Source organism: Acidovorax sp. A79, assembly GCF_041154505.1.
Classification (GTDB): Bacteria; Pseudomonadota; Gammaproteobacteria; order Burkholderiales; family Burkholderiaceae_C; genus Acidovorax.
Map to the genome: position 1 here is coordinate 212,845 of NZ_AP028672.1, position 22,815 is coordinate 235,659.

The 22,815-nt window shown below is 66.0% G+C and carries 18 protein-coding genes; 6 read left to right on the forward strand and 12 right to left on the reverse strand.

The features are described 5' to 3' along the window. Nucleotides 1–35: 35 nt before the first annotated feature. Genes ACAM51_RS01005 through ACAM51_RS01015 form a run of 3 tightly spaced genes read left to right on the forward strand, consistent with a single transcriptional unit; the run spans nt 36 to nt 4,852 of the window. Entirely contained in the window at nt 36–566 is a 531-nt protein-coding gene (locus ACAM51_RS01005) for a molybdopterin-dependent oxidoreductase (RefSeq protein WP_369642469.1), read from the forward strand. 31 nt (nt 567–597) lie between these two features. Then, nucleotides 598–3,672 carry a response regulator gene (locus tag ACAM51_RS01010; protein WP_369642470.1) on the forward strand — a complete coding sequence of 1,025 codons (3,075 nt, stop codon included), beginning with the start codon at nt 598–600 and terminating at the stop codon, nt 3,670–3,672. Continuing rightward, nucleotides 3,665–4,852, forward strand: a complete 1,188-nt coding sequence (locus ACAM51_RS01015) for an HD domain-containing phosphohydrolase (RefSeq protein WP_369642471.1) — start codon at nt 3,665–3,667, stop codon at nt 4,850–4,852. The genes ACAM51_RS01010 and ACAM51_RS01015 overlap by 8 nt, the downstream gene beginning before the upstream one ends. On the opposite strand, the gene bioB is transcribed toward ACAM51_RS01015, so the two are convergent. The 9 genes from bioB to scpA all read right to left on the reverse strand — a co-directional run bounded on the left by bioB (nt 4,849) and on the right by scpA (nt 15,799). After that, complete coding sequence (gene bioB, locus ACAM51_RS01020) at nt 4,849–5,940, reverse strand: biotin synthase BioB (RefSeq protein WP_218294997.1); 1,092 nt, start codon at nt 5,938–5,940, stop codon at nt 4,849–4,851. The genes ACAM51_RS01015 and bioB overlap by 4 nt on opposite strands. Before the next feature lie 410 nt (nt 5,941–6,350). Beyond that, complete coding sequence (locus ACAM51_RS01025; protein ID WP_218294996.1) at nt 6,351–6,821, reverse strand: VOC family protein; 471 nt, start codon at nt 6,819–6,821, stop codon at nt 6,351–6,353. An 80-nt stretch (nt 6,822–6,901) separates the two neighbouring features. Further along, nucleotides 6,902–7,747, reverse strand: coding sequence for a YdcF family protein (locus ACAM51_RS01030; protein ID WP_369642472.1), 846 nt, complete (start codon nt 7,745–7,747; stop codon nt 6,902–6,904). Further along, nucleotides 7,734–9,782 carry an acetyl-CoA carboxylase biotin carboxylase subunit gene (locus ACAM51_RS01035; RefSeq protein ID WP_369642473.1) on the reverse strand — a complete coding sequence of 683 codons (2,049 nt, stop codon included), beginning with the start codon at nt 9,780–9,782 and terminating at the stop codon, nt 7,734–7,736. Before ACAM51_RS01035 ends, ACAM51_RS01030 begins: the two co-directional genes overlap by 14 nt. A gap of 2 nt (nt 9,783–9,784) precedes the next feature. Further along, nucleotides 9,785–10,528, reverse strand: coding sequence for a hypothetical protein (locus ACAM51_RS01040; RefSeq protein ID WP_369642474.1), 744 nt, complete (start codon nt 10,526–10,528; stop codon nt 9,785–9,787). A 10-nt stretch (nt 10,529–10,538) separates the two neighbouring features. Continuing rightward, the gene (locus tag ACAM51_RS01045) at nt 10,539–12,071 is read right to left on the reverse strand and encodes an acyl-CoA carboxylase subunit beta (RefSeq protein WP_056062687.1); all 1,533 of its coding nucleotides are present in this window, start codon (nt 12,069–12,071) and stop codon (nt 10,539–10,541) included. Between the two features lie 37 nt (nt 12,072–12,108). Then, on the reverse strand, nt 12,109–13,125 hold the full coding sequence (gene meaB / locus ACAM51_RS01050) for a methylmalonyl Co-A mutase-associated GTPase MeaB (RefSeq protein ID WP_218294993.1): 1,017 nt from the start codon (nt 13,123–13,125) through the stop codon (nt 12,109–12,111). After that, nucleotides 13,122–13,550: a GNAT family N-acetyltransferase gene (locus ACAM51_RS01055; protein WP_218338563.1), complete on the reverse strand. Its 429-nt coding sequence runs from the start codon at nt 13,548–13,550 to the stop codon at nt 13,122–13,124. Before ACAM51_RS01055 ends, meaB begins: the two co-directional genes overlap by 4 nt. Nucleotides 13,551–13,627: 77 nt before the next feature. After that, on the reverse strand, nt 13,628–15,799 hold the full coding sequence (scpA, locus tag ACAM51_RS01060) for a methylmalonyl-CoA mutase (protein ID WP_369642475.1): 2,172 nt from the start codon (nt 15,797–15,799) through the stop codon (nt 13,628–13,630). Between the two features lie 129 nt (nt 15,800–15,928). On the opposite strand from scpA, the gene ACAM51_RS01065 reads away from it, so the two are divergent. Then, the gene (locus ACAM51_RS01065) at nt 15,929–16,564 is read left to right on the forward strand and encodes a GntR family transcriptional regulator (protein ID WP_218338561.1); all 636 of its coding nucleotides are present in this window, start codon (nt 15,929–15,931) and stop codon (nt 16,562–16,564) included. 8 nt (nt 16,565–16,572) lie between these two features. On the opposite strand, the gene ACAM51_RS01070 is transcribed toward ACAM51_RS01065, so the two are convergent. Then, nucleotides 16,573–17,733 (reverse strand): GGDEF domain-containing protein, encoded by a 1,161-nt coding sequence (locus ACAM51_RS01070; protein ID WP_218338560.1) that lies wholly within the window; start codon nt 17,731–17,733, stop codon nt 16,573–16,575. Nucleotides 17,734–18,061: 328 nt separating this feature from the next. Here ACAM51_RS01070 and ACAM51_RS01075 point away from each other — a divergent pair, with 328 nt between their 5' ends. Next, complete coding sequence (locus ACAM51_RS01075) at nt 18,062–19,921, forward strand: long-chain fatty acid--CoA ligase (protein WP_369642476.1); 1,860 nt, start codon at nt 18,062–18,064, stop codon at nt 19,919–19,921. A gap of 195 nt (nt 19,922–20,116) precedes the next feature. Here the strand turns inward: ACAM51_RS01075 and ACAM51_RS01080 are convergent, their stop codons facing one another. Continuing rightward, nucleotides 20,117–21,247, reverse strand: a complete 1,131-nt coding sequence (locus ACAM51_RS01080; RefSeq protein ID WP_369642477.1) for a saccharopine dehydrogenase NADP-binding domain-containing protein — start codon at nt 21,245–21,247, stop codon at nt 20,117–20,119. 171 nt (nt 21,248–21,418) lie between these two features. Between ACAM51_RS01080 and ACAM51_RS01085 the strand changes: the two genes are divergently transcribed. Then, a complete protein-coding gene (locus tag ACAM51_RS01085; RefSeq protein ID WP_218294986.1) occupies nt 21,419–21,871 on the forward strand; it encodes an Lrp/AsnC family transcriptional regulator in 453 nt (150 codons plus the stop codon). Between the two features lie 102 nt (nt 21,872–21,973). Here the strand turns inward: ACAM51_RS01085 and ACAM51_RS01090 are convergent, their stop codons facing one another. Beyond that, nucleotides 21,974–22,561 carry a lysophospholipid acyltransferase family protein gene (locus ACAM51_RS01090; RefSeq protein ID WP_218294985.1) on the reverse strand — a complete coding sequence of 196 codons (588 nt, stop codon included), beginning with the start codon at nt 22,559–22,561 and terminating at the stop codon, nt 21,974–21,976. Nucleotides 22,562–22,815: the final 254 nt, after the last annotated feature.

Genomic DNA, 22,815 nt, shown 5'->3' on the forward strand with positions numbered 1-22,815 from the left:
CGGTCTGTAAGACTGTTGCAAAAAAGGGGGTCGACATGCTCTCCAGGTTTTCGGCGGCACGTTGCGTTGCCTGCTGGGTGAAAGTGGCGGTTCTGGTCGGACTCGCGCTGGCAGGGCCCGCAACCCATGCGCTGGACAAGCCCGCGGGTCCCGTGGTCCTCACCATCGAGGGGGCGATCAGCCAGGCGAACAACGGTTCGCAGGCCCAGTTCGACATGGCGATGCTGGAAAAGCTGCCCCAGCACAGCTTCTCCACCCAGACGCCGTGGTATCCCAGCGCGGTCTCCTTCACCGGCCCGCTCCTGCGGGATGTCCTGGCGGCGGTCGGGGCGAAGGGGACGAGCATCACGGCCGTGGCGCTGAACGACTACAAGACGGAGATTCCCGTGGATGACGCCACGCGCCACGACGTGATCATCGCCCGCCTCATGAACAACCGCCCCATGCGCGTGCGCGAGAAAGGCCCGCTTTTCATCGTCTACCCGTTCGATACCAAGGCGGAATTGCGCAGCGAGCTGTACTACAACCGCGCGGCCTGGCAGCTGAACGTGCTGCGCATCCGCTAGCGCCTGGGCCCTTGATCCCCAGCACCACGCCATGCTGCGCAGCAAACACCTTCTGCGGCTGATCATTGCGGGCCTGGTGGTGGCGTATGTGGCGATCGCCGGCGTGCAGTACCACCAGTACCGCAGCGTGGAAGCGGTCATGCGCCGGGGTGACGTCAACGCGCTGTGGTCGTTCCTGCAGCTCAGTGTCGAATACGAGAAGCTCGACCACGCGCTGCACCATTTCGAGATCGATCCCGCCAGCATGCCCCCCGACCGCCTGGAGCTGCGCTACGACCTGTTCCTGAGCCGTTTCAGCGCACTGGAGAGCGGTACCGCCCGCACCCTGATGCAGGGAGAGCCCATCTACGGCAACGCCCTCGACGCATTGCAGAACTTTGTCGCCGCGGGAGACAGCCATTTTGGACAGAGCGTCGACGCGGCCTCCCGCCACGCGAACATGAAGCTCTTGCGGGTGGAGCTGAACAGGCTTCGCGACATCATCCAGGAACTGTCGCTGCAGGCATCGCGCATCTCGGCCCTGCTGGGCGACCGGCGCAATGCGGAAGTGAAGCGCCAGACACTGCTGACCACCGGGTTGACGGCATTCCAGGCCATCCTGACCTTCCTGCTCGCGTTCGCGATGGCCCGGCAGTTTCTCAAGCGCGAAAAGGCCAGATCCCTCGCCCTGGCAGCACAGGCCGAACTGGTGGACGCCCTCAGGCGCAACGAGGAGGCGCTGGAAGCCCGCGTGGCCCAGCGCACGGAGCAGCTGCAGCAGGTCAACGCGGCATTGCGGGAACACGAAGATGAACTGGTGGTGGCCCAGGCCAAGGCCGAGGATGCATCGCGCATGAAATCCGACTTCCTGGCCAACATGAGCCATGAGATCCGCACGCCCATGAACGCCGTGATCGGCATGAGCCATCTGGCCCTGGGAACGGAGCTGACCGCACGCCAGCGCGACTACATCGAGAAGATCCAGCGGTCGGGCCAGCACCTGCTGGGCCTGATCAACGACATCCTGGATTTCAGCAAGATCGAGGCGGGCAAGCTCGAGGTCGAGGTGGTGGATTTCGACCTGCATGGCGTGCTCGACAACGTGGCCAACCTGCTGAGCGACAAATGCGCCGCCAAGGGCCTGGAGCTGATGTTCGATGTGGACTCGCACCTGCCCGCCGACCTGCGGGGAGATCCGCTGCGGCTGGGGCAGATCCTCGTCAACTACGCCAACAATGCGGTCAAGTTCACGGACGAGGGCGAGATCATCGTGCGGGTCCGCGAGGCGGCGCGGGATGCCCAGGGCGTGCTGCTGCGCTTCGAGGTGCAGGACACCGGCATTGGCCTCACCGAGGAACAGCAATCAAGGCTGTTTCGCTCTTTCGAGCAGGCCGACACTTCCACCACGCGAAAGTACGGCGGTACCGGGCTGGGGCTGGCCATCTCCAAGAAGCTGGCCGGCCTGATGGGCGGGGACGTGGGCGTGCAAAGCCTGCCCGACCGGGGGAGCACGTTCTGGTTCACTGCGCGGCTCGGCCTGGGAGACTCCACCCAGCGCCCGCTGCTGCCGGAGCCCGACCTGCGTGGGCGCCGGGTGCTGGTGGTGGACGACAGCGAACAGGCGCGGCAGATCCTCGCGGAGCTGCTGTCCAGCATGAGTTTTTCGGTGACGCTCGCCAGCTCAGGGGCCCAGGCCGTGGAACTGGCACGCGCCGCCGGCGAGGCTGGGCGGCCCTGTGAAATCGCCTTTCTCGACTGGAAAATGCCCGGCATGGACGGGTTCGAAACCGCCCGCCAGCTCGCACGGCTGCCCCACCCTCCCCGCCCCGTCATCGTCACCGCGCATGGCCGCGACGATGTGCTGGACGAACTCACCCGCACGGGCGTCGGGCTGATGCTGACCAAGCCGGTGAACCCATCACAGCTGTTCGATGCCGCCATGCGGGCATTGGGCGGAACACAACGGGTGGACGAAGCGCGGCGCCTGCCGCCCCCGGCGCGGGGCGCAGGCCTGGACTCGATCCGGGGTGCGCGCGTGCTGCTGGTGGATGACAACGACCTGAACCAGCAGGTGGGCCGCGAACTGCTGGCCAGTGCCGGGCTGGTGGTGGATGCGGCCGCCAACGGCCAGGAAGCGCTCGACATGCTGGCCCGCGGCGCCTACGACATCGTGCTCATGGACATGCAGATGCCGGTGATGGACGGCCTCACGGCCACCCGCCGGCTGCGTGAGAACCCAGCCTGGGCGCGCCTGCCCGTGCTGGCGATGACGGCCAACGCAATGAGTGGCGACCGCGAACAGTGCCTGGACGCCGGCATGAACGGCCACATCGCCAAGCCCATCGACCCGGAGGCCCTGTTTGCCGCGCTGCGGCAGTGGATTGCACTGCCCCACACGGGGGGCACCGGCGATGCAGCGCTGGCAGCGCGGCCCACGGCGGATGCGCCCGCCGCGGCAATGGCGCCGGCAGCCGACCCCCTGGCACACATCGAAGGCCTCCATACGGCCGCCGGGCTGCGGCGGGTGCTGGGCAAACGCGCCGCCTACGAAAGCCTGCTGCGCAAGTTCGTGGTCGGCCAGGCCCGCGCCGTGCAGGAGACGCGCGCCCATCTGGCGGAAGGCCAGCCGCAGGCGGCTCGGCGCGCCATGCACACGCTGAAAGGCTCGGCAGGCACCATTGGCGCGGTGGGCCTGGCCGAACTGGCGCATGCCGCGGAACAGGCCATCGCGCAGAACGCGCAGGCCGGCCCCCTGGAGGCCTTGCTGCAGCCGGTGGAAGCTGCCTGCCAGGCGCTGGTGACGGCCCTGCAGAAAGCCCTGCCCCACGAGTCCGACGCCGCCACCAGCGCGGCCGCCGCGCCCCCTGAGTCACCACACGCGCCCATGGATGCGGCGCACGCCCGCGACCTCCTGGCACGCCTGGACGCCTTGCTGGCGGACAGCGACTCGGAAGCCGTGGAGCTGTTCAGGGACTCCGGCCCCCGCCTGCAGGCCCGGCTGGGGCCCGCCGCCTATGCCGACATGAAACGGCTGCTGGAGAACTATCTCTTCGCCGACGCACTCGCGGTGCTGCGCCAGGCGTGGATTCCCGACGCACGACACACGGAGGACCCAGTTCATGAATAGTCCATTGGAATCAAGCGGCGGCAAATGCACGGTGCTGGTGGTGGATGACACGCCCGGCAATCTCTCCTTGATGAGCGACCTTCTGCGGCCGGACTACAAGGTCAAGCTGGCCCCCAGCGGCGAGCGCGCGCTGCAGATCGTGGCGGCCGAAAAACCCGACCTGATCCTGCTGGACATCATGATGCCGGACATGGACGGCTACGAGGTGCTGCGGCGCCTGCAGTTCAACGCCGACACCGAGGCCATTCCGGTGATTTTCCTCACGGCCATGAGCGCCACCGACGACGAGACGGTGGGACTGGAGCTGGGCGCCGTGGACTACATCACCAAGCCCGTCAACCCCGCCATCACCATGGCCCGGGTGCGCAACCATCTGCAGCTCAAGCGCGCGCGGGACCTGCTGGCCCACCACAACCACTTTCTGGAGCAGGAGGTGGCCAACCGCACGCGTGCCCTGGCCGAACTGCAGGACGCCACCATCCGCGCCATGGCATCGCTGGCGGAAACGCGCGACAACGAGACAGGCAACCACATCCGGCGCACGCAACACTATGTGGAAGCGCTGGCCCGCAAGCTGCAAAACCACCCGCGCTTTCGCGATGAGCTCACGGAGGATGCCATCGAGGTGATCTTCAAGTCCGCCCCCCTGCACGACATCGGCAAGGTGGGCATACCCGACCGCATCCTGCTCAAGCCGGGCAAGCTCACGCCCGAAGAATTCGAGATCATGAAGACCCACACCACGCTGGGGCGCGACGCCATCGTGGCGGCCGAAAGCGAAACCACGCAGGACAACCCCTTCTTCCGCTACGCCAAGGAGATCGCCTACAGCCACCAGGAAAAGTGGGACGGCTCAGGCTATCCCGAGGGGCTGGTGGGCAACACCATTCCCCTGTCAGCACGGCTGATGGCGGTGGCCGACGTGTATGACGCGCTCATCTCCGAGCGGGTCTACAAGCCCGCCTACTCCCACGAGCACGCGGTCGAGATCATCCGCGACGGCCGGGGCAGCCACTTCGATCCCGACATGGTGGACGCCTTCCTGTCGCTCTCCGAGGAGTTCCGGCGCATTGCCCAGCGTTTCGCCGACGGAGAGCACGCGCTGCAGGCCCAGATCGACCGCATGGCCAGCGACCTGACCGAGGAAGACCGCCTGGTGCCAGGCGGCCAGGGCGCCTAGCCGCAGATGCCCTCTTCATGCGGGTGGTGGCAAGGAGATTGCACGCTGCCACCGTCCTCCTGCGCTGCCATCGCCGCCGTCCGGTGGCCGTCCAGTCCCAGCTTGGCGAGCAGCCGCACGTCGGCATCCACATCCGGGTTGCCCGTCACCAGCAGCTTGTCGCCATAGAAGATCGAATTGGCCCCGGCCAGGAAACACAGTGCCTGCACGGCTTCGCCCATCTGCTGGCGCCCCGCGGACAGGCGCACGCGGGCCTTGGGCATGGTGATGCGGGCGACGGCGATCATGCGCACGAAGTCCAGCGGGTCGATGGGCTCGCTGTCGGCCAGCGGCGTGCCCGGCACGCGAACCAGGCTGTTGATGGGCACGGACTCGGGGTACGGGCTGAGGTTGGCCAGCTGCGCGATGAGCCCCGCGCGGTGCACGGGCGCCTCGCCCATGCCCACGATGCCGCCGCAGCACACGCTGATGCCCGCGCTGCGCACGTGCTGCAGGGTGTCGAGCCGATCCTGGTAGGCGCGGGTGCTGACCACGTCGGTGTAGTACTCGGGCGCGGTGTCGAGGTTGTGGTTGTAGTAGTCCAGGCCCGCATCCTTGAGCGCCTGCGCCTGGTGCGATTCGAGCATGCCCAGCGTGGCGCAGGTCTGCAGGCCCAGGCCCTTCACGGCGCCGATCAGGGCGCTGACCTTCTCGATGTCCCGGTCCTTCGGGGCGCGCCATGCCGCACCCATGCAGAACCGCGTGGCGCCGGCGTCCTTCGCGGCCTGGGCAGCCCGCACCACCTCGTCCACCTCCATCAGCTTGTCGGCCTTCACACCGGTGTCGAACTCGGCGGCCTGCGGGCAGTAGCCACAGTTCTCGGGGCAGCCTCCGGTCTTCACCGACAGCAGCGTGGCCAGTTCGATGTCTCCCTCGGGCCAGTGCTGGCGATGCACCGTCTGCGCTTCGAAAAGAAGGTCCATCAGCGGCCTGTCGAGCAGCGCCTGGATGGCGTCCACGCTCCAGGGGCCTCGCGGCGCTGGCGACGCGGGCCGGCGATGCAGCTGAACGGTCTGGGTGGCCGCGGTGGCGGAGGTCATGGAAGTCATGGCGATCGGTTCCCTTCAAGTCATCTGCTCCATGGCGGCACGGGGCCGCCATCGGCAGGGGTTACACAGCGCGCGCCGGCCTGGGCCAGGAGGTTGTCCGGCCGGTGCGCGGCGACGTGGGCGGATTCTGGAGGAGAAAAAGGCACAAACGCATGCCGAAGGGTCACAAAAAGTGCCAACAAAAGTACGTCGCCAACAGCCCCCAAGTCCTTGTTTTTTTGTGCGCAGAACACGGGATTTTCAGCGCATTTGACGGCAGGTTGGCGCGTGGTGGAGGGCGGCCATCGCGATGCAACCGCAACGCGGCGCTATCTGTGCCCATCTGCCGCCCCGCGTGGCCCAGGGGCGCCTGACGATGGGCGACGTTGGCGCATGCCGTCGCCCCCGCACCATCGGCAGCCAGCCGTTGTTCAGCCCAGCGCCGCGATCACCTCGGCCGGCGCCTGCACCAGCTCGATCAGAACGCCTTCGCCAGCGATCGGAAACTCGTCGTTGCTCTTGGGGTGCAGGAAGGTGATGTCATAGCCCGCAGCGCCCTTGCGGATGCCGCCGGGCGCAAAGCGCACGCCTTTGGCAGTGAGCCATTCCACCGCCATGGGCAGGTCGTCGATCCACAGGCCGATGTGGTTGAGCGGCGTGGTGTGCACGGCGGGCTTCTTGTCGATGTCCAGCGGCTGCATGATGTCCACCTCCACCTTCCAGGCGCCCCGCCCCATCGCGAGGATGTCTTCATCCACGTTCTCGCGCTCGCTCTGGAACGTGCCCGTCTGCGTGAGGCCCAGCATGTCCACCCACAGGGTCTTCATGCGTGCCTTGTCCGTGCCGCCGATGGCGACCTGCTGAATGCCCAGGACTTTGAAGGGCCGCTCTTTTGCCGTCATGATTTGCTCCTTGATTGATAGCTATAAATGCAGTTACGTACAGCGCAAGCGGCCTATTCCGCGCAGAAGGCCGCTTGGCCTCATGCCTCGCGCAGCACCCAGCTGCTCAGCGTGGCGAAGTATTCGCGCAGCCGCGCGTTGTAGCGCGTGGCCAGGGGGGTGGGCGCCGCCACCGGCACCATGGCCGTGAAGCCGTGGCCTCGCGCGATGCGCAGGGCGCGCGGCAGGTGGAAGTCGCTGGTCACCAGGGCCAGCGGGGCCGTGGCCGGCACCCCACGCGCCAGCAGCAGGGGGCGCCCCAGCGCCAGGTTCAGCGCGGTGCTGGTGCTTTCCGCCTCCAGCACCAGGCGCCCTGCGGCGACGCCATGGCGCTGCTGCAGATAGCGGGCCATCACCTCGGCTTCGGTGTGCGTTTCACCCCATACCTCGCCGCCGCACACGGCGATCAGGGCGGTGGGCTGCAGGCGGGCCAGCGCGGCCGCCGTGTCCAGCCGTGCTGCCAGCGCCGGCCGGGGTTGCCCGTTCTGGATGCCGCCCCCCAGCACCACGATGGCCTGCACGGGCGGCACCTGCGCAGGCGGGATGCCGGCATTCTCCAGAAAGGCCCAGAAAACCCCCAGGCTGGCCATCCAGGCCGCCAGGCCCCACCAGCCCGCGCGCCACAGCTGCTGGCGCCGCCGCCCACGGTGCCGCCAGCCCGCCAGCGGAGTCCACCACGCGGCCAGGGCCAGGAAGACCGCCCCCAACGCAGCGGGCAGCATGGTGCCCAGATCGAGGTGCCCCAGGACCATGAGCACGGCGCCATCCACCAGCAGCACGGCGCCGGCCAGCCCAAGCAGCACACGCAAGACCACGGTCATCGCGGTGTGTGGCCAGGCCAGCGTGTTGCGCGGACCGGGGCGCTCGGCGGCATCACTGGAACTCAATGATCACGTCGTCCACCGCCAGCGACTCGCCCTTGCCCGCCACCACCTTGCTCACCACGCCATCCTGCGCGGCAAAGAGGATGTTCTCCATCTTCATGGCCTCGATCACGGCCAGTTTTTCACCGGCCTGCACCTTCTGGCCGGGCTGCACCGCCACATCCACCAGCAGGCCGGGCATGGGCGAAAGCAGGAACCTGGACAGGTCCGGCGGCGCCTTGAAGGGCATCAGCTTGTGCAAGCGTGCACCGAGGGGTGACAGCACGAGCGCATCGATCTGCGTGCCGTTGTGCGCGATGCGCAGGGCCAGCGGGTTCTTGCCCACGCCGCGCTCCACCTGCGCGGTAAACCCGGCGCCATTGCACTGGCCTTGCACCCGGATCTGGCCCAGCGTGGCGGCGCTGCTGATCTGGTAGCTCTTGCCGTCCACGGCCACCACGCTGGAGCCCGACTTGTCCTGGAAGTCGGTGACCGAGACCGCATGGTGCTCGTTCTGCCCCTCGGCCCCCAGCGTGACCACCACGAACTGCTCGCCCACCTTCACCTCGTGCCCTGCCAGCTGGCCGCTGATGCCCGAGGCGCGCGCACGGTAGCGGCGGTTCATGAAAGCGGCCAGCGCCACCAGGAACAGCGGGTCCTCGTGTGGCACGTCCTCGGAGTGGAAGCCCTTGCCGTAATGTTCGGCGATGAAGCCGGTGTTGAACTCGCCGGTCACGAATTTCGGGTGGGCCAGCAGGGCCGCCTGGAACGGAATGTTGCTGCTGATGCCCCGGATCACGAAGCCGTTGAGCGCTGCGCGCATCTTGGCGATCGCATGGTCGCGGTCGGTGCCGTGCACGATGAGCTTGGCGATCATCGAGTCGTAGTACATCGGGATCTCGCCGCCCTCATACACCCCCGTGTCCACGCGCACGCCCAGCTTCTTGTCGGTGTCGCCCTGGAACATGCTCTGCTCCGGCGGCTGAAAACGCACCAAGCGGCCGGTTGATGGCAGGAAGTTGCGGAACGGGTCCTCGGCGTTGATGCGGCACTCGATGGCCCAGCCGTCGCGCTTCACGTCGGCTTGCGCGAGCGGCAGCTTCTCGCCTGCGGCCACGCGGATCATCAGCTCCACCAGGTCCAGGCCGGTGATGCATTCCGTCACCGGGTGCTCCACCTGCAGGCGGGTGTTCATTTCGAGGAAGTAGAAGTCCTGGTCCTTGCCGACCACGAACTCCACCGTGCCCGCGCTCTGGTACTTGACCGCCTTGGCCAACTGCACGGCCTGCTCGCCCATGGCCTTGCGGGTGGCGTCGCTGATGAAGGGCGATGGCGCCTCTTCAATCACCTTCTGGTGGCGGCGCTGGATGGAGCACTCACGCTCGTTCAGGTAGATCACGTTGCCGTGGCTGTCGCCCAGCACCTGGATCTCGATGTGGCGCGGCTCCTGCACAAACTTCTCGATGAAGATGCGGTCGTCGCCGAAGCTGTTGCGGGCTTCGTTCTGGCAGCTGGCAAAGCCTTCAAACGCTTCCTTGTCGTTGAACGCCACGCGCAGGCCCTTGCCGCCGCCGCCGGCCGAGGCCTTGATCATCACGGGGTAGCCAATGCCCTTGGCAATCTCCACCGCTTGCTCGGGGCCCGCGATGGCGTCGTTGTAGCCAGGAATCGTGTTGACCTTGGCCTCGTTGGCCAGCTTCTTGGACGCGATCTTGTCGCCCATGGCGGCAATCGAAAACGCCTTGGGGCCGATGAAGGCAATGCCCTCGTCCTCGCAGCGCTTGGCAAAGGCTTCGTTCTCAGACAGGAAGCCATAGCCGGGGTGCACGGCCTGCGCGCCCGTTTGTTTGCAGGCCGCAATGATCTTGTCGGCCAGCAGGTACGACTCGCGCGAGGGCGCTGCGCCGATGTGCACGGCCTCGTCGGCCAGCTTGACGTGGCGGGCTTCCTTGTCGGCGTCGGAGTAGACGGCGACGGTGGCGATGCCCATTTTCTTGGCCGTGGCAATCACTCGGCAGGCGATTTCGCCACGGTTGGCGATCAGGATTTTCGTAAACATAATCAAACCCTCGATGTTCTATTAATCAGATCAATTGCCAAATTAAACAAATCCTGCACCTCATCAATATCATATATTTTATCTGGATGCTGCGTAGGATTTCTAAAATTTCTTCTAATATGACGCACCTGCTCCAAATATTCATCTGGAGGCTTGTTGGGTAGCGCTCTAATTTTATTTTCATAATCCCCCCAGGTACCGTTATTCGGCACGTTGGCATCTCCAGAAAGCCTGCGATACAAAGAAGCAATCTCTCCCTCGCAGGCACGCATCAGATGAAAAGCGGCAGCGGTTGGACATTCAAGCACGATACATTTTCCAGCTTGTTTTATATCGAACTGAGCAATCTCTGATAAATTTGCGAAAACATCTTTTGCGAATAGACTGCAGATGTCGTTCAACAATTTATCGGTGCTGTATCTTTTCTCAACAACAATAAAAAATTTTTGCCCTTCAGATTCCGCTCTGATGGTAGGCAATAGCGTATTCATTTCTCGCAAGAGTTTTTTCTTTCGATTTGCACCAATATGCTCGCCCGTTGAAATCCTGGCTATTTCCATCCATACTGGTTTTACCGTAGTCGAAAAAACTCTACTTGAAATTTTATAGTTGTTTTTCTCCAAGAAATCTTCTAAGCAAACGAAGTATCTTTCAACATCTTCATATTTACTCTCGACACTCATAAGCTGCAAAGCTTTGAACGCTTGACCGAACCTGAATAGCTCCAAAGGATCCTGAATTCGCATACAGGTATCTTCAAAGAGGGATGTTCCCGTGCTTGCGCCACGGGTTTTCCAGCTTCTTGTCGCGCAGCATCACCAGCGACCGGCAAATCCGCTTGCGCGTCTCGTGCGGCAGGATCACGTCGTCGATAAAGCCACGGGCCCCAGCCACAAACGGGTTGGCAAAGCGCTGCTTGTATTCGGCCTCGCGTGCAGCCAGCTTCACGGGGTCATTCTTGTCTTCGCGGAAGATGATCTCCACCGCGCCCTTGGCGCCCATCACCGCGATCTCGGCATTGGGCCAGGCCAGGTTCACGTCGCCACGCAGATGTTTGCTGCTCATCACGTCGTACGCGCCGCCGTAGGCCTTGCGGGTGATGACGGTGATCTTGGGCACCGTGCATTCGGCATAGGCATACAGCAGCTTGGCGCCGTGCTTGATGATGCCGCCGTATTCCTGGCTGGTGCCGGGCATGAAGCCGGGCACGTCCACAAACGTGACCACGGGGATATTGAAAGCGTCACAGAACCGCACGAAGCGCGCGGCCTTGATGGAGCTCTTGATGTCCAGGCAGCCCGCCAGCACCAGCGGCTGGTTGGCCACGATGCCCACGGTCTGGCCTTCCATGCGGGCGAAGCCGATCAGGATGTTCTTGGCGTACTCGGGCTGCAGCTCAAAGAAATCTCCGTCGTCCACGGTCTTGAGGATCAGCTCCTTCATGTCGTAGGGCTTGTTGGGGTTCTCGGGCACCAGGGTGTCCAGGCTCAGGTCCATGCGGTCGGCGGGGTCGTTGCTGGGGCGCACCGGGGCCTTTTCCCGGTTATTCAGGGGCAGGTAGTTGTACAGGCGGCGCAGCATCATCAGCGCCTCCACGTCGTTCTCGAACGCCATGTCGGCCACACCGCTCTTGGTGGTGTGCGTCACGGCGCCGCCCAGTTCCTCGGCCGTGACTTCTTCGTGCGTCACGGTCTTCACGACTTCGGGGCCGGTGACGAACATGTACGAGCTGTCCTTCACCATGAAGATGAAGTCGGTCATGGCGGGCGAGTACACGGCGCCACCAGCGCTCGGGCCCATGATCATGCTGATCTGCGGAATCACGCCGCTGGCCAGCACGTTCTTCTGGAACACGTCGGCATAGCCGCCCAGCGACGCCACACCTTCCTGAATGCGGGCGCCGCCCGAGTCGTTGAGGCCGATGACCGGTGCGCCGACTTTCATGGCCTGGTCCATCACCTTGCAGATCTTTTCGGCGTGGGTTTCGCTCAAAGCACCGCCGAACACCGTGAAGTCCTGGCTGAACACGAACACCAGGCGGCCGTTGATCATGCCGTAGCCCGTCACCACGCCGTCGCCGGGGATCTTGTTGTCCTCCATGCCAAAGTCGGTGCAGCGGTGCTCGACGAACATGTCCCATTCCTCGAACGTGCCATCGTCCAGCAGCAGCTCGATGCGCTCGCGCGCCGTGAGCTTGCCCTTGGCGTGCTGCGCATCGATGCGCTTTTGCCCGCCGCCCAGGCGTGCCAGCGCACGCTTTTTCTCCAGTTGATCCAGGATGTCTTGCATGGTCGTCCTTTGGTGAATTTGGTGGTTTGTTTACTATTTATTTGATAGCTGCTTGCGCTGTACTGGATTGCGCCAGCAGCAGATTTCGTGCTGCAGTCGATGCCGCGATGCGCCCGGCGGCCACATCGGCCTGCATCTGGGGCAGCAGCTCCCTGACCTGCGGGTGCTGGCGAAACGCGAGCTTGAGGCCCGCGTCGATGCGCTCCCACATCCAGGCGAGCGATTGCTTTTCGCGCCGCGCTGCCAGGCGGCCGTTGGTGGACTGCATGTCGCGAAACAGCGCCACGGTGGTCCAGAAAGCATCCACCCCCTGCCCCAGCAGAGCGCTGATCTGCAGCACGCGCGGTTGCCACAGCGCGCCGTGCGTCGCGTGGTCAGGGTTGCCGTGCATGCCGAGCAGGCGCAGGCTGGAGGTGATCTGCGCCTCGGCGCGCGTGGCGGCGTTCTTGTCGATGTCTGCCTTGTTGATGACCACCAGGTCGGCAATCTCCATCACGCCCTTCTTGATGGCCTGCAGGTCGTCGCCCGCGTTGGGCAGCTGCATGAGCACGAACATGTCCGTCATGCCCGCCACCGCGATCTCGCTCTGGCCCACGCCCACGGTTTCGACGATGACCACGTCGTAGCCCGCGGCCTCGCAGACCAGCATGGCCTCGCGCGTCTTCTCTGCCACGCCGCCCAGCGTGCCGCTGGAGGGGCTGGGGCGGATGTAGGCCTTCTCGTGCACCGACAGGTGTTCCATGCGCGTCTTGTCACCCAGAATGGAGCCGCCCGAGACGGTGCTGGAGGGGTCGATGGTGAGCACGGCCACGCGATGGCCCTGGCCGATCAGGTACAGGCCCAAGGCTTCGATGAAGGTGGACTTGCCCACGCCGGGCACGCCGCTGATACCCAGGCGAAACGCCTTGCCGGTATGGGGCAGCAGCTGCGTGAGCAATTCATCCGCCTGGGCGCGGTGGTCCGCCCGCGTCGATTCGAGCAGGGTGATGGCCTTGGACATCGCGCGGCGCTGCGTGGGGCCGGGCTGGCCAAGCACACCTGGGTAGAGGTTCATGGCGACATCCTCGCTGCGGCCTTCTCGAATGCGGGGCTCCACCGGTACTCCAGGTCGAACTCCTGCTCCTCCACCAGCTGAAAGCCATTGCGCACGTAAAAGCGGTTGGCGCCACTGCCGCGCAGGGCACCCAGGGTGATGTCCTGGCCCAGCGCCCGGCCCTGTGCCTTGGCCCACTCCAGGGCCCACGCCCCGGCGCCCCGGCCCTGGCGACCGGGTCGGACGTACAGGTGGTGCAGCCTCATGCGTGCGGGGTCCGCATACGGGAGCAGCGTGAGGTAACCAATGCGCTCGCCACCTGCCACGATGTGCCGCATATAGGCCGGCACAAAGGCATCGCGAAGCCTTTCCCGCACCCGCACGGGGTCAAAGCGCCCCAATCGCTCCAGGCTTTCGCGCATGGCCTCTGCACGCAGGTCGGCCATGGACTCAAAGTCTGCTTGCGCAACGCTTTCAAAGCCAAACATGGGATGGCGAAAAGGCTCGGAAGGAAAAGGCGAACTCAAGCGGTAACCGCCTTGCGAATCTGCTCCAGCACATCCTTGGCGCTGGCCGGAATCGGCGTGCCCGGGCCGTAGATGCCCTTCACGCCCGCTTCGTACAGGTGCTCATAGTCCTGCGCCGGGATCACCCCGCCCACGAACACGATGATGTCGTCCGCGCCCTGGTCCTTGAGGGACTGGATGATGGCGGGCACCAGTGTCTTGTGGCCGGCGGCCAGCGTGCTCACGCCCACGGCGTGCACGTCGTTTTCAATCGCCTGGCGCGCGCACTCCTCGGGCGTCTGGAACAGCGGGCCCATGTCCACGTCGAAGCCCAGGTCGGCAAACGCGGTGGCCACCACCTTGGCGCCCCGGTCGTGGCCGTCCTGGCCCAGCTTGGCGATCATCACGCGCGGGCGGCGGCCTTCCTTTTCGGCAAATTCGTTGATCTCGGTCTTGAGTTTGTCCCAGCCTTCGGCCGAGTCATAGGCTGCTGCGTACACACCGGTCACCTTTTGCGTATCGGCGCGGTGGCGCCCAAAAACCTTCTCGAGCGCATCCGACACCTCGCCCACCGTGGCGCGCAGGCGCACCGCCTTGATGGCCAGGTCGAGCAGGTTGCCTTCGCCGCTTTCTGCTGCGGAAGTAAGAGCATCCAGCGCTTGCTGTACAAGGTCTGGATCGCGTTTTGCACGGATATTTTTCAGGCGCTCGATCTGCCCGTCTCGCACCTTGACGTTGTCGATCTGCAGGATATCGACCGGGTCTTCCTTGGCCAGCCTGTACTTGTTGACACCCACGATCACGTCCTTGCCGCTGTCGATGCGCGCCTGCTTCTCGGCGGCGGCGGCCTCGATCTTGAGCTTGGCCCAGCCGCTGTCCACGGCCTGGGTCATGCCGCCCATGGCCTCGACCTCCTCGATGATCTTCCAGGCGGCATCGGCCATGTCCTGGGTCAGCTTTTCCATCATGTAGCTGCCGGCCCAGGGGTCCACCACATTCGTGATGTGCGTCTCTTCCTGGATGATGAGCTGCGTGTTGCGCGCGATGCGCGAGGAAAATTCGGTGGGCAGCGCGATGGCCTCGTCCAGCGCGTTGGTGTGCAGGCTCTGCGTGCCGCCAAACACGGCCGCCATGGCCTCGATGGTGGTGCGCACGATGTTGTTGTAGGGGTCCTGCTCCGTCAGGCTCCAGCCGCTGGTCTGGCAGTGCGTGCGCAGCATCAGGCTCTTGGGGTTCTTGGCGCCGGTTTCTTTCATGATGCGGCACCACAGCAGGCGCGCCGCGCGCATCTTGGCCACTTCCAGGTAGAAGTTCATGCCGATCGCCCAGAAGAAGCTCAGGCGGCCGGCGAACTCGTCCACGTCCATGCCCTTGGCGATGGCGGTCTTCACGTATTCCTTGCCGTCGGCCAGCGTGAAGGCCAGCTCCAGCGCCTGGTTGGCGCCAGCTTCCTGCATGTGGTAGCCGCTGATCGAGATCGAGTTGAACTTCGGCATGTTCCTGGCCGTGTACTCGATGATGTCGCCAATGATCTTCATCGACGGCTTGGGCGGGTAGATGTAGGTGTTGCGCACCATGAACTCTTTCAGAATATCGTTCTGAATCGTTCCGGAGAGCTTGTCCTGGCTCACGCCCTGTTCTTCCGCCGCCACCACGTAGCCCGCCAGCACCGGCAGCACGGCGCCGTTCATGGTCATCGAGACCGACACCTTGTCCAGCGGGATCTGGTCGAACAGGATCTTCATGTCCTCCACCGAGTCGATGGCCACGCCGGCCTTGCCCACGTCGCCCGTCACGCGGGGATGGTCGCTGTCATAGCCCCGGTGCGTGGCCAGGTCGAACGCCACCGACACGCCCTGCCCGCCTGCGGCCAACGCCTTGCGGTAGAAGGCGTTGGATTCCTCGGCGGTGGAAAAGCCCGCGTACTGGCGGATGGTCCAGGGGCGCACCGCGTACATGGTGGCCTGGGGGCCGCGCAGGTAGGGCTCGAAGCCGGGCAAGGTGTTGGCGTATGGCAGGCCCGCCGTGTCCTGCGCGGTGTACAGCGGCTTGACGGTGATGCCGTCGGGCGTGACCCAGTTGAGGGCGCCGACGTCGCCACCCGGTGCCGACTTGGCGGCGGCCTTGGCCCAGGCTTCGAGCGAAGACGCGGCGAATTCGGGAGTGTTGTTGGGGGGGGTGTCACTCATGGCGAAAACTTCTCCGAAGATGGCGTTGCAGGCGTAAAACGGCGCGGGGACGGTTCCCGATGTGGCGGCGAGTTTACATCATTCATAATTATTGATTCAAAATATTCCTCTGAGCTTACAATCCGCCCCATGTCTGCCCTTACCCTCACGCCGCGTGCCCTCTACGAAGAAGTCGCCGAGCAATTGCGCCAGCGCATCTTCCGCCGTGAGCTGGAGCCCGGCAGCTGGATCGACGAACTCAAGATCGCCGAGGAATTCGGCATCAGCCGCACCCCCCTGCGCGAGGCGCTCAAGGTGCTGGCGGCCGAAGGCCTGGTCACGATGAAGGTGCGCCGTGGCGCCTATGTGACCGAAATGTCCGAGAAGGACCTGCGCGATGTCTACCACCTGCTGAGCCTGCTGGAGAGCGACGCGGCCGGCGTGGTGGCCGCCACCGCCACCGCGGCGCAACTGCAGGCGCTGCAGGACCTACATGCCGAACTGGAGGCGGCCGCCGGCGAACGTGAACGGTTCTTTGCCGTGAACGAGCGTTTTCACATGCTGCTGCTGGAACTGGCCGATAACCGCTGGCGCAGCCAGATGGTGGCCGACCTGCGCAAGGTGATGAAGCTCAACCGCCACAACTCGCTGCTCAAGCAGGGGCGGATCGAGGACTCGCTGAACGAGCACCGCGCCATCCTGGCGGCGATGGTGGCGCGCGATGCCCAGGCCACGGCCCGCGCCATGCAGGCCCATTTCGCCCACGGCCTGGAAGCCGCGACCTGACCGGGCATTCAGCCAGCCACTTCCACGCGGTTGCGGCCCCCGGTCTTGGCCGCGTAGAGGGCTTCGTCCGCTCGGTGCAGGAGCTCGTCAAAGCTGCTGTCCCCCTCGTTCTTCAAGGCCACGCCCAAGGAAATGGTCATGGCCAGCGGCAGTCCGTCCACCGAGAGCGGGCGGGTGGCCACCAGCCTGCGCAGCCTCTCCCCGGCGGCCCGCGCGGCCCGGCTGTCCGCGGCGTCCCACAGCACCACGAACTCCTCTCCGCCGTGGCGCGCCGCGAAGTCGGCCCCACGGCAGGAGGCCTGCAGGTGCCCGGCGACATGCCTGAGCGCCACGTCGCCCACCGCATGCCCATGGCAATCGTTGATGGCCTTGAAGTGGTCGATGTCGATCAGCGCCAGGGCCAGGCCGCCCCCGCGCGCACCCGCCTGCGCGAAACGCTGTTCGCCCACCGCAACCAGGGTGCGGCGGTTGGCCAGGCCCGTCAGATAGTCCGTTGACGCGGCCAGCTCCCACTGGCGGCCGATGCGCTGGGAGCACATCAGCAGGAAGCCGGTGGTGCCCACCACGGGCAGGATGGCGGTGATCATCGGGCTGGCCATGTTGATCCAGGCCCCATCTCCCGTGACATCGAACGACGGGCTCACGCCCTTGAGCAGGAAGTAGCCCGCGCGAAACACCGTGAACGCCGCCACGGCAGCAAACAGGCTGGCCATCACCCGGCGGCTGCGCGCGCCGTCATGCGACTTCTGCGAGGCCAGCAGCGCGAAGCACGCCAGCAGCAGGAAGGCGCAGCTGCCCGACAGGATCAGCACGCGCATGCCCGTGTGCGGCCGTGCGATGGCGAACCAGGCAATGCCGCCAATCCCCACGATCGCAGGGGCCAGCAGCCAGAGCCTGTCCGGCAGCCCATAGAACTGGCGCAGCGCGCGCCAGTAGCCGGTGCACCCCAGCAGCACGAGCCCATTGGCCATGGGCGATGCCAGCCCCAGCGGCAGCCGGTACTGCACCGCGTACAGCACCGCGCTGGCGGCCAGCAGCAGCGTGGCCGTGCGCCAGGTTCCCGCGCTGGGCCGCAAGGCCTCGGGAAAGTCGTTGCGCATCAGCCCCAGGACCCAGCCATTGGCCAGCATCATCAGCGTGGCGACGATAAAGATGGTGATGGGGTCCATGGCGGAAGGGCGCGGTAGAGACGGCGGTCCGGGCAGCGGCGGGAGATGGAGAGGAAGGGGTCGGCACGCCACGGTGATGCCATGGCTGTGCGAGGGACGTGCGAGCGAGCCTGTGCGGATTGTGGCCGAGGCGCCGCGCCGGTGCCACGGATTTCGCGCGGCACGGGGCACACTGGGGCACATCATTCCACAAACCGGAATGCACCATTTGCAACGCAACAGGGTGTTGCGCCCCGCCCTGGTGCGGGCCCGGTCGTTATGATCCCCCGGGTTTCCACCGAGGCAACGGCGCTGCCCGCGCCCGACGCCGCCACCGCCGCCGAGTTCGATGACCCCCTCCCTTCCCGATATCGCCAGCGTCCAGACGCTGCCGCAGCTTCTTGCCTTGCGCACGGCCCTCACCCCGGACGCCGAGGCCTACCGTGCCTTCGACACCACCGCGCAGGCGTGGGCCAGCCTGACCTGGCGGCAGACCGCGCAGCGCGTGGCCGAATGGACGCAGGCCCTGGCCGCCATGCAGCTGCCCGCGGCCGCGCGCGTGGCCATCCTGCTGCCCAACGGCCTGCACGCCATGTGCGCCGACCAGTCCACCCTGGCCGCCGGCTGCGTGCCGGTGCCGCTGCACGCCATCGACAACCCCGGCAGCATCGCCTACATCCTCTCGGACTGCGAGGCCTCGATGCTCATCGTGGCCAGTGCCCAGCAATGGGAGAAGATCCGCGACACAGGCACGGAATTCCCCGCGTTGCGCGCGGTGATCGTGACCGAGCCGGACGCCGCCTTCGCCGCCACCCCGCCCTCATCGCACGGCCCCGCCGTGGGCTCGCTGGCGCAGTGGCTCGAAGGCGCCGCACAGGCAGCGCAGCAGGCCTTGCCCCCCGCGCCCGGCCCGGACGATCTCGCCGCCATCGTCTACACCTCGGGCACCACCGGCAAGCCCAAGGGCGTGATGCTCACGCACCGCAACGTGGTCAGCGACGTGAAGGCCGTGCTGGAGCGCATCGCGCCCACGGTGGACGACGTGTTCCTGTCGTTCCTGCCGCTCTCGCACACGTTCGAGCGCACGGGCGGCTACTACCTTCCCATCGCGGCAGGCAGCTGCGTGGCGTATGCGCGCTCCGTGGCCCTGCTGGCCGAGGATCTGAAGACGGTGCGCCCCACGGTGCTGGTCTCGGTCCCGCGCATCTACGAACGCATCCACGCCAGGCTGCTCGAAAAGCTCTCGCCATCGCCCTGGAAAATGCAGCTGTACGAGGCCGCACAGAACAGGGGCTGGGCCCGCTTCTGCGCGGCGCAGGGTTTGCCGGCGCCCGCCCCCGAGGCCGGCAAGCCCGCGGGAGGCTGGATGGCCGCACTGCCCTGGCCGCTGCTGCAAGCCCTGGTGGCCACGCCCTTGCTGGCCCAGTTTGGCGGCCGTGTGCGGGTGGCCGTGAGCGGCGGCGCCCCGCTGTCGCCCACCATCGCCAAGTGCTTTCTGGGCCTGGGCCTGCCGCTCATCCAGGGCTACGGCATGACGGAGACGGCGCCCGTGGTGTCCGTCAACGCACTGCACGACAACGATCCGGCGTGCGTGGGCAAGGCCTTGCCCGGCGTGGAAGTGCGCATTGGCGAGAACCGCGAACTGCAGGTGCGCGGCCCCATCGTCATGAAGGGCTACTGGAAGCGGCCCGAAGACACGGCACGCATCCTCGGCCCCGACGGCTGGCTGGGCACGGGCGACCAGGCGGACATCGTGGGCGGCCGCATCTTCATCAGGGGGCGCATCAAGGAAATCATCGTCACCTCCACTGGCGAAAAAGTGCCGCCCGGGGACCTGGAGCTGGCGCTGCTGGCCGATCCGCTGCTGGAGCAGGCCTTCGTGGTGGGGGAAAACCGCCCCTTCATCGCCTGCGTGGCCGTCCTGCAGCGCGACGAATGGCAGCGCCTGGCGGCCGACCTGGGCCTCTCCGCGCAGGACGCCGCCAGCCTGAACCACCCCAGCGTGCACCGGGCCGTGCTGGCGCGCATCGAAAAAAACACCGCCAGCTTCGCCCGCTATGCCGTGCCCCGCGCCGTGCACTGCACGCTCACGCCCTGGACGATCGAGAACACCTTCATGACGCCCACGCTCAAGCTCAAGCGCAACAACCTGATGGCGTTCTACGCGGAGGCGATCGAGGGGATGTACCAGAAGCCGGGCGGGCGATAGACAGACAGACAGACAGACAGACAGGCAGGCAGGCACGAAAATCCGCCCGCCATCGCCAGTCCCCCGCCCGCAGCGCATGGGGGCCGGGCTTCCTCTGCCCGCCGGGGCCGCGCTGGGGGTCAGCCGCCTGTTGGCTCTCCGGCTTGCTGGTCCAGTCGCAGCAGGCGGCAAGGGTGTGTTGTTTTGGGATGGGATCTACGCCGCCATGGCCGTCCAGCCCGCCTCTGCCGCATAGGCCGCGCCAAACCGGTTCGCCAGAAAGTCCCGCAGCCGCACCGACTCCTGCCCCACGAACCCCTGCTGCGGCAGCCGCCCCTGTGCCACCAGGTCCAGCGCCGTGCAGATGCCCGCCGCCGTGGTGAGCTGGATGGCGCTCAGCGTGTGCCCTGCCACCTGGCTGCCGACGATGCGGGCGGAATACGACTCCTGCACCAACCGGCCTCCCCGCAGGCCCGCGGCGGTGGCGAAGATGACGATCACATCCTGGTCGGTGGTGGGAACCGCGGTTTCCAGGATGTCCTTGAGCAGGTCGCGCCGGTCGCGCAGGCGCAGGTCGTTGAGCAGCAGTTTCAGGATGGCGCAATGGCCGGGATAGCGGATGGACTGGTAGTCCACCTGCCGCGCTTTCCCGGACAGTGTCTCCGTCAGCGTGCCCAGGCCGCCCGACGTGTTGAAGGCCTCGTATTCCACGCCGTCGAGCGCGAAGGTCTCCAGGCCCTCCAGCGCCGGCACGGTGGTGCGCACACCATCCACGATGGCTTCGCAGGGGTTGCAGTATTCGTTGAGGAGGCCCTCGGTGCTCCAGGTCAGGTTGTAGCGCAAGGCGCCCTGCGGGTAGCGCGGCAGCGCCCCCACGCGCATGCGCAGGGTGTGCAGCGTGTCGAAGCTGCGGGCCAGGTCGTTGCCCACGACGCCGATGAAGCCTGGCGCCAGGCCGCACTGGGGCATGAGCACGCTGCGGGCACTGGCGCCGAGTGCGCGGATGGCCTGGGTGCTCGCCACGTCCTCGGTCAGGTCAAAGTAGTGCACGCCTGCGGTTGCGCACAGCGTGGCCACGGATACGGCGCGGTGAAACGGCAGCGCGTTCAGCACGGCGAAACGGCCGTCGATGACCGCCTTCAGGCTCGCGTCGTCCGTCGCCAGCCGGGTGGATACGCCCAATGCGGCCACTTCGGCCAGGCGCGCCGGGTCACGGTCCACCACCAGGATGTCGTAGTCGCCAGCCTGCTGCAGCAGCAGCGCCATGGCAAAGCCGATGTGGCCCGCGCCGAGGATGGTGATGGCACGACGGGCGGCGGTGCTGGAAGTGGTGGAAAGGATGGTCATGGCGGTGCTCCCGGTGGTGCCCACCGCGTGAAGCGGTGAGAGGTGTTGCAGATGCCTTGATGCTAGGCAAGGGCGCTGTCAATGTGTAGTGCTTATATCGTCGAAAACTGCTCTTTGTTTTTTCATAACGGCGAATATGATGGACGTTATGACTTTCTGGAGAAATTGCCCATGACCCAGGCCCTGGACGACACCGACCGCCAGCTGCTGAGCCTGCTCCAGGCCAATGCCCGCGAGGGCACGGCCACGCTGGCGCGCAGGCTGGGGCTGGCCCGCACCACCGTGGTGGCGCGCATTGCACGGCTGGAGCGCTCGGGCGTGGTCGCGGGGTACGGCGTGCGGCTGGGGGCCCGGCTCGATGCCACCACCGTGCGCGCGTGGTGCTCCATCAGCGTGTTGCCCAAAACAGCGCCCGCCGTGTTGCGCGCGCTGGAGGCCATGGCCGAGGTCGAAGAGGTATCCGCCGTGAGCGGGCCGTTTGACTACCTGGTGTTCCTGCGCTGCACGAGCCATGAGCAGCTCGACACCCTGCTCGACAAGGTGGGCCAGCTCGACGGCGTGCACCAGACGCAGACCAGCATCGTGCTCAGCCGCAAGATCGACCGGCGCAGTGTGGGGGTGTGACGGCGGCTGCCGCCAGCGTATTCACTTCAATTTTCATAGCTGCCAGCGCTTTATGGATAAGCCCCAGAGGCCCATTTCATTGAAAAACCTTGACGGGCAAACTCAGGCGTCGAACTGCGCCGGGTTCTTGCCCTGGATGGGCGCGTAGAACGCCTTGATGCTCGCCAGGTCGCGTTCCACATCGCCCGTGGGCTCAAACACAGGCCCCAGGCCTCCCACCTTGCGGCCGTAGTCCACGAAAGCCAGCACGATGGGCACGCCCGCCTGCTGGGCGATGTAATAGAACCCCGTCTTCCAGTGCCGCGTCTTGCCGCGCGTGCCCTCGGGCGGCACGATCAGCTGCATGGGGCCGTCCGCGTCCCGCATGGCCTGGGCCGAGCTGGCCACCAGGTTGTTCGCCTGCTCCCGGTTCACCGGAATCCCGCCCAGCCAGCGCATCACGCCGCCAAACGGCGCCCTGAACAGGCTCTGCTTGCCCATCCAGTACACCCGCAGGCGCAGCGAAAACGCCAGCATCAGCGTGTACGGCAGATCCCAGTTGCTGGTGTGGGGGGCGGCGATCAGCACGCTCTTGGCGGCGTGGGCGGGCAAGGCTCCCTCCACCTTCCAGCCCGTCAGGCGCAGGGTGGCGCGCGAGAAGGCGCGCAGCAGCGTGTTGACAACCGGCGTGTCAAAAATCGTGTGGTGCATGGGGAAACAGGGGCAGGCGACGCCCGCGCAGAAGGCGGCTGCAAGGCAGCCAGTCACCCGGCAGGCATGGGGCAGGAACATCAAAAAGCGCCGCGAGTATCGCCGATGCGGCCTTGGCCCCGCCTTGCGGCAGGACAAGGCTTGGCGCCTGTCGCCACGGCGGGGACGCGGGGCGCTTTCATTTTGATAGCGGCAAGCGCTTGTGGATCAAGCGGCAGCGTCCTTTTTTTCTCATGACCACGGGCTGGCGCGGA